Source organism: Endozoicomonas sp., from assembly GCF_031844845.1.
Classification (GTDB): Bacteria; Pseudomonadota; Gammaproteobacteria; order Pseudomonadales; family Endozoicomonadaceae; genus Endozoicomonas.
This window is the reverse complement of sequence record NZ_JAVRMB020000268.1, coordinates 1-7,227: the sequence shown is the minus strand read 5'-3', so window position 1 is coordinate 7,227 and position 7,227 is coordinate 1. Positions and strand designations below refer to the sequence as shown.

At 45.0% G+C, this 7,227-nt stretch carries 5 protein-coding genes; 4 read left to right on the top strand and 1 reads right to left on the bottom strand.

Annotation, left to right across the window (positions count from 1 at the left end):
- The 4 genes from RM811_RS14490 to RM811_RS14475 all read left to right on the top strand — a co-directional run.
- The coding region (locus RM811_RS14490; protein ID WP_402525589.1) for a cation transporter at nt 1-516 on the top strand (516 nt) is incomplete at its 5' end.
- Nucleotides 517-638: 122 nt separating this feature from the next.
- Complete coding sequence (speD, locus tag RM811_RS14485) at nt 639-1,139, top strand: adenosylmethionine decarboxylase (RefSeq protein WP_402525586.1); 501 nt, start codon at nt 639-641, stop codon at nt 1,137-1,139.
- A complete protein-coding gene (speE, locus tag RM811_RS14480) occupies nt 1,126-1,974 on the top strand; it encodes a polyamine aminopropyltransferase (RefSeq protein WP_402525584.1) in 849 nt (282 codons plus the stop codon). The genes speD and speE overlap by 14 nt, the downstream gene beginning before the upstream one ends.
- Before the next feature lie 197 nt (nt 1,975-2,171).
- Nucleotides 2,172-4,247: a baculoviral IAP repeat-containing protein gene (locus RM811_RS14475; protein ID WP_402525582.1), complete on the top strand. Its 2,076-nt coding sequence runs from the start codon at nt 2,172-2,174 to the stop codon at nt 4,245-4,247.
- 262 nt (nt 4,248-4,509) lie between these two features.
- On the opposite strand, the gene RM811_RS14470 is transcribed toward RM811_RS14475, so the two are convergent.
- Nucleotides 4,510-7,212: a molybdopterin-dependent oxidoreductase gene (locus RM811_RS14470; RefSeq protein WP_402525579.1), complete on the bottom strand. Its 2,703-nt coding sequence runs from the start codon at nt 7,210-7,212 to the stop codon at nt 4,510-4,512.
- Nucleotides 7,213-7,227 lie beyond the last annotated feature (15 nt).

Sequence of the window (7,227 nt, the reverse complement as noted above, 5' to 3'; positions counted from 1 at the left end):
ACAGCCACTATTTTCCTGATGCTTTATCGTTCACGTCCTTCGCCACTGATCCACTTTGAGTTTCAGGAATGGTTGGTCGATGCTTCTCTCAGTGCTTCCGCTACGATAGCGTTTACCGTGGCTTACCTGATGGGAAACAGTCATCCTGTAACGCCCTATATCGACTCTGCCCTGACACTGCTGCTCCTGTTATTTTTGATTCGCCTCCCCCTGAAAACACTGCACAAAAACTATAAACAGTTACTATTACAGGATCTTGCCGAACCCGGGCTGGTACAGCGGGTTAAAGAGACTATCTCGGAACAACATCGGGCAATTGCCAACCAGCATATCAATATAAGCATGATCTGGCTGGGTAGATGGTTATGGGTAAATATCAACATAACAGTAGATAATGATCTTCCCCCCACCACCGGTGAAATGAAGGCTATCAGAACAACCGTAGCAACCGCTATCCGTTCGGTGTCCAGGTATCATCGCATTGAGCTGAGTCTCGATTTTCCGGAAAACGGATAGTAACCACAAAAAAAACATCATTACTCTACCCTGTAAAGGGTCTACTTTTTATAGATCCTGAAGAGCGGGTCACTGATTTACTCTATATGCGTTATTTTTATGGTAAAGGGTGATAGCAACTAATGTCCTCGTTTCAAAACACATCAGATCCAGCAGATAAAGCCTGTCACTGGCAGGAAGCTCAAGTGACTGATGACCATTTTATCGAGAGCGGCGGAAAGACATTTGCCGGGTATCACCTGTTAGTTGATCTCTGGCAGTCCAGTCCTTTTGACATAGCTCTGAGTGACATGCCTCTGATGAGGGCTGCCCTCAAAGAGTGTGTTGATGTCTGTAATGCCACGCTACTGCATATTCATCTCCATCATTTTGAACCTAATGGAGGGATCTCCGGGGTTGCCGTTCTGGCAGAGTCCCATATCAGTGTCCACACCTGGCCGGAACGATCATTCGCTGCCTTTGATATTTTTATGTGTGGCAATGCCACGCCACATAACGCCATCGCCATTTTACAACGCACTTTCAACCCGAAAAACCTGGATATTCGACAAGAGTTACGAGGGCTTGTTCATCAACAAGAGCCCGCCACCCAAAATAAGTTTTTTCCCCATGAAAATATTTAGAGAAGCCCTGACGCAAGGGTATGGCCAGACTTTTTCCGTCAACAAAATGATATTCGAGCATAAGACACCCCACCAGCATCTGGTTATTTTTGAAAACGAACGCTTTGCCCGGGTGATGGCGCTTGACGGGATTATCCAGACCACTGAACGGGATGAGTTTATTTACCATGAGATGCTTACCCATGTGCCAGCCTTTGCCCATGGCAACCTGCAAAACGCATTGATCATTGGGGGTGGAGATGGCGGTATTCTGAGAGAGCTGGTTAAACATAAAACCATCCAGACTATCACTCAGGTAGAAATTGATCAGACCGTCATAGATACCTGCCGTGAATATCTCCCAAATCACAGTCATGGCGCTTTTGATGACCCGCGTCTTGATCTGGTCATTGATGACGGAATGAACTTTGTCAGCAGTACCAATAGACGTTTCGACCTGATAATCTCGGATTGCACCGATCCGGTGGGTCCTGGAGAAGTGCTATTCAGCACGTCATTTTATCAGGCCTGCAAAGATTGCCTGAGAGAAGGCGGAATCTTTGTAGCACAAAATGGAGTTCCCTTTTTCCAGCCTGAAGAACTCACCCAATCATCAAAAAAACTGCAGTCTCTCTTTACCGACAGCACCTTTTATGGAGTCGCAGTCCCTTCCTATGTCGGTGGTATCATGACGCTTGCCTGGGCTACCGATAACCGTTCAATCCGACACATAACAGTGGATAAACTGACAATGAGATTTCAGGAGTCAGCAATAGAGACCCATTACTATACCCCTGAAGTTCACCTGGCTGCGTTTAGCCTGCCAGGCTATATCAACCGGTTAATCAGTGGTTGATCAAATAGGGCAATGGGCTAAAAATACACAGGTTGAAAAACAATCGGATGCATAAAGTGTTTTATGGTGAATTTGGAGTAAAAATTTGCTCTATTTATGAAGTGCCATTATATATTTAGTTGTCACACCGTGAAACAAACCAGATAATCAATGACTCGACAATCAAAACCGGAAGTAATTCATCAGGTAATACTACTATGACGACGCTAACATTCAATATACCCAGCAGCGTTTTAAATAATAAACAAGAAGATATTCCAGCTTACTCACTGGTCAACGGTGATTCACAAATTACAGGAAGATTAGCGAAAAAAAATAATTACTGGCATCAATTCACCGCAGAGACAACAGGGAAGCAACCTTTGATTATCAGTTGCTTTAATGGAAAAGCAATCGTCAGAAAAGTGGAACCTCAATGCTCTTTTTATATTGCAAAAAACAATGATCATCTAAATCAATTAAACCCACACATAAATTGTTTGGCTGAACGCAATATATTTGTATTGACACAAAGCACCACAATACAGAATGCGACAACCAGAAAAACTGAACGAACGTATTATAACAGTGACGGCAATATAATTAATGAGAAATTTCCAACCAACCAACCAGACATTCATTCGTCGTCAGGTATTTCGCATACAAAACCAGAGATTTTTACAATCAGTGAACAATCTGCGTCCATTTCTGAATATCCGTCAATCCTGGAATTGGCCTGTTCTGGATTTAAATTTACAGGAGATAGCAATCGTGATAACACGACCTGCCTTACTTGTTTCACAAATCTTTGTAAATGGGAAAAAGGTGACAACCCTGTAAAGGAGCATGAAAGGGAATCTACCCATAGACCTGCATGCGTAACGTTGATAACTCAAAATAACACACCGTTTTCCACGCTCGGACTGGAAGTCCTGTCAGGATCGAGCTATAAAATAAAAAGGCAGTCAGAATCAAACTCGATTGATTCTATTTGTGATGATGAACATTATTACGCAGCATCACTGCTGATTCCCGACGATTTCGAGATGACAACCTTAGCCGACGCTAATATCTGTAAGATCATAAATTCTAATGGATCACGGATTGTGGGTGAGGATAGCCCGGACGCTAAGATCACTCGTCCTGCCACTCAGGTAGATTCAGAGTTCGATACACATTACAATAAAACCAAACATCAGCAAGAAAGCAAATATGAATCAGACAATAAAAAACCACATCATGGTAAAAATCAGGAAAAACAACAAAGAGGATCTGACCGGGTACTTTTGTACGAAGGATGCCAATTGATAAATACCAAGGGTGGTATTGATGAATGCGGGATTTCTACATGCAAATTTGCAGGCATGATACCAAGCGATAATATAAATTCATCGGTAAAAGATTTGTACTCCGGCAATACTGTTCACCAGTTCTCAGTATCATATCTACCTGAGAATACTTCGAGTTTTTTTCTTGATCGATGCTACGGTCTGAACACGTGCAAGCCCTTAGATGTAAGTAATTACTTGTTTATTAAGGGCTCGAAAGAGTTAGCTCCCCCCTCTACAGAACAAATCATATCATTACTTCGGGAAAATATTTTATTTGTAACTGATGTAACATACCAGCAACCCAATATCAATATGATGCCATACCTGTGTCAACAGTCTGGTGAAAATATAAAACCATTGCAATCCACTTTATATAAAGTGCTCACACCGGCAGAACAATCTTTTTGCCAGCCGGGAGAATACCCACTAATTATCACTCAAGAATCTAAAAAAATGCCTGAAATATCTTTTTCCGACGCGATTAAGCGTATTAATCCAGAGACTATTGAAGAGACTGAGTGTTCAGAACAGCCTGAATCTCAAGTAAAACCTTTTAGCTATGATATTTCTAAAATATTCGAAAGATTAAATCAATGCGGCAACGATTTAATCAAATCTACAGAAACATTAACAGTCACGTCAAAATGGAAAAGTGAAACAAAGCTCAGCCCCGCCAGCTCACATCAAGAGTCATTGAAATCGACCGGATCAGGAAAATACGTTCCTCAGCTAACCCCTGAGATGGCTAGCATACTTAGCCAACAACCCAGTGAAAAGAAAGCATTATTACAAAAGGCTGAAGACCTTCAGTCTACCGTTCAAAAACTTCAAACCGCATTGGAGTCATTAGATAGGGAGTTATCTGAATTTCAACAACAGGCTTCTGCTAAAAACACCAATGACGGTGAGCAAAATAATTGTTCTGAACTCACATCCGTATTTTCAAGTAAACTTGCGATTTAACCCTCTCAACAGCAAGGGTTAAATTTGCTCTCTCGTAAATACAGATCTCCGTTCACTCTGAAGTCAGGGTGAACGGGGTTTTGGATATTGATATTTGCTTTATCTCTACATTCCATGACGATTGCTCGTCACCCTCTCGGCCATGAAAAATTTCGCCACGGAGCTACAGAGGAAAAGCTTTTTCTTTTCTCCGTACCTTTGTGACTCCGTGGCAATTTTCTTTCACGACAAACCTTTCACGACAAACAATAGAAGTAACGGGTCACCGGGCAATCAGCGCCCTGATTTCAGGAATACAGGACCCACAGTTAGTACCCGCTTTCAGGTACTCACCCACTTGCTCAGGTTCAGTAAGCTCATGTTCGGCAATGGCCCGACAGATGGTTTTCTCTCCTACACCAAAGCAGGCACAGACCTGTCTTCCAGCATCTTCTCCCCGGGGAGGGGTACCCGCCAGAATCCACCATGACTCTTCAATCGTCTTGTTCTGACCAAAGAGTGACTGCAACCACTGCCGATCACACTCTGAGCGGGCCGAGCCTGATACCCACAGCGCCTGTATGCTTTCGCCATCAAACCAGGCAGACCGGGATTCACCATGAGCACTGTCCAGATACTCCGCTTTCCGGGACTGATTAAACGACGAAAACAGTGGCAGCTGATTCAGGTTTTTTCCGGCAAGCTCATAGCGGAAACCATGGTCACTCCGAACTTCCGTCAGGTAATCAACACCTGGAAGCTTTACTCTTTGTCGAGTAAAAAGAACCCCATACTGCTCAACCTCATAAGGTGTTACGGAAATAGGAGTAAACTTCAGATCCGGCTGTTTTGAAACAGGATCCAACACCGGGTTCACCAGAACACCGGAAAAGCCGGTTGCACTGTGCTGACGGGTCCAGTGCATGGGCATAAATACTTCACCACTGCGCTGCCTGTCGGAAATCTGAACCCGCACAACGGCCTTGCCAAATTCTGAGGTAATCTGGCACAGCCCCTCCTCACTCAACTGATAGCGTTCAGCATCTTCCGCATGCATTGCCAGAAATGGTTCATCGCTATGCTGGTTCAACCGGGCTGAAAGTCCTGTACGCGTCATGGTATGCCAGTGGTCACGAACACGCCCGGTATTCAGTAATAATGGATAGGTTTTACCCGGAGCATTGGGCTGAGATATAGAGCCTGTCGTTACAAATCGAGCCTTGCCATCTGAGGTATAAAAGCCCCCCTGGCTGAACAACCGCTGCTGACTACTGAGTGACTCCAGTGGATTCTCACTCAAAGACCCTTTCTCTGAATCAGAAGCCGCCAAATCGACAGTCAAAGGCCACTGAAATGGCGACAGTGCCTGATACTGTTGATCACTGATGTTGGCTAAAGCACCAATATTAAAATCTCTGATCTTACCTGACGATGTATTTTCATAGCCCGACAAAGCAGCATGCTCCCTGAAAATGGCAGCACTGGATGAATAATCAAAGTCCTTTGAAAACCCAAGGCGATGGGCTACTTCACTAATTATCCACCAGTCAGGCCTTGCCTCACCGGCTAAAGGAAACAACGCTCTCTGCCTTGATATACGACGCTCAGAGTTGGTTACAGTACCGTCTTTTTCACTCCAGGGCGCTGCGGGCAATAGAATATCCGCAAAAGCAGTCGTATCCGTATGTTCAATACAGTCTGACACCACCACCGTTGGACATTGTTGTAACGCCTTAATAACCCGATGACTGTCTGGTAAACTCACCACTGGATTAGTTCCCATGATCCAGACGAATTTAATCTCTCCACTTTCCATGGCCTTAAAAAGGTCAACGGCTGTTTTTCCAGGTGATTCCACCATATTCGGTGCATTCCAGAACTGCCCTACCCTGGCAATATCCTCCGGCGTAAAATCCATATGGGCAGCCAGCTGATTGGCCAGTCCGCCAACTTCACGCCCGCCCATGGCATTGGGCTGCCCTGTTAACGACAATGGACCACTGCCGGGCTTACCTATACGCCCGGTGGCCAGGTGACAGTTGATAATGGCATTGACTTTATCCGTACCGGACATGGACTGATTAACGCCCTGAGACCAGGCCGTCACCGTTTTATCGGTGTTCAGGAACCAATGGTAGAAGCGAAGAATGTTCTCTACCGATTCCCCGCAGAGATGTGCCAGTTCATCCAGGTTTTCATAGCTGTTTCCAGCAACGGCCAGTGCCTGATCAAACCCGGTGCAGTGCTCACTGATATAGGCAGCATCCAAACCACCCTGCTCCGCAAGATAAGCGAGCAAACCGTTAAACAGCAACACATCGGAGCCCGGTTTAATGGCCAGGTGTAAATCGGCAATATCGCAGGTATCCGTCCTTCTGGGGTCGATCACCACCACTTTCATCTCGGGACGCTGCTCTTTCATGGCCCGGATTCGCTGAAAAAGCACCGGATGACACCAGGCGGTATTGGAGCCGCTTAATATCAGTAAATCCGCCAGTTCAAGATCCTGGTAATTATTGGGCACCGTATCCGAACCGAACGCCCGCTTCTGCCCCGCTACCGTTGATGCCATACAGAGCCGAGAATTGGTGTCCATATTGGCACTGCCAATAAACCCCTTCATCAGTTTATTGGCTACATAATAATCTTCAGTCAATAGTTGACCGGATCCGTATAGAGCAACGGCATTCGGTCCATATTGTTCAATGGTACTTTTTAAACGTGTAGCCACTTCATCCAGCGCCTGAGGCCAGCTAAAAGGGATATTTTTTATTTTTGGCGTGAGTAAACGCCCTTCAAGAGAAACGGTTTCCCCTAATGCACTCCCTTTAGAACAAAGGCGACCATAATTAGCGGGATGATCTTCTCGTCCCGTAATCTCAACCAGATGTAATTCCGGGTCAGTGACTTTGGCAGAGATTCCACAGCCTACACCACAATAGGCACATGTCGTCTTGATTACAGCTGGCTCTCTATTGACATGCATGATGAATTCCCTGTT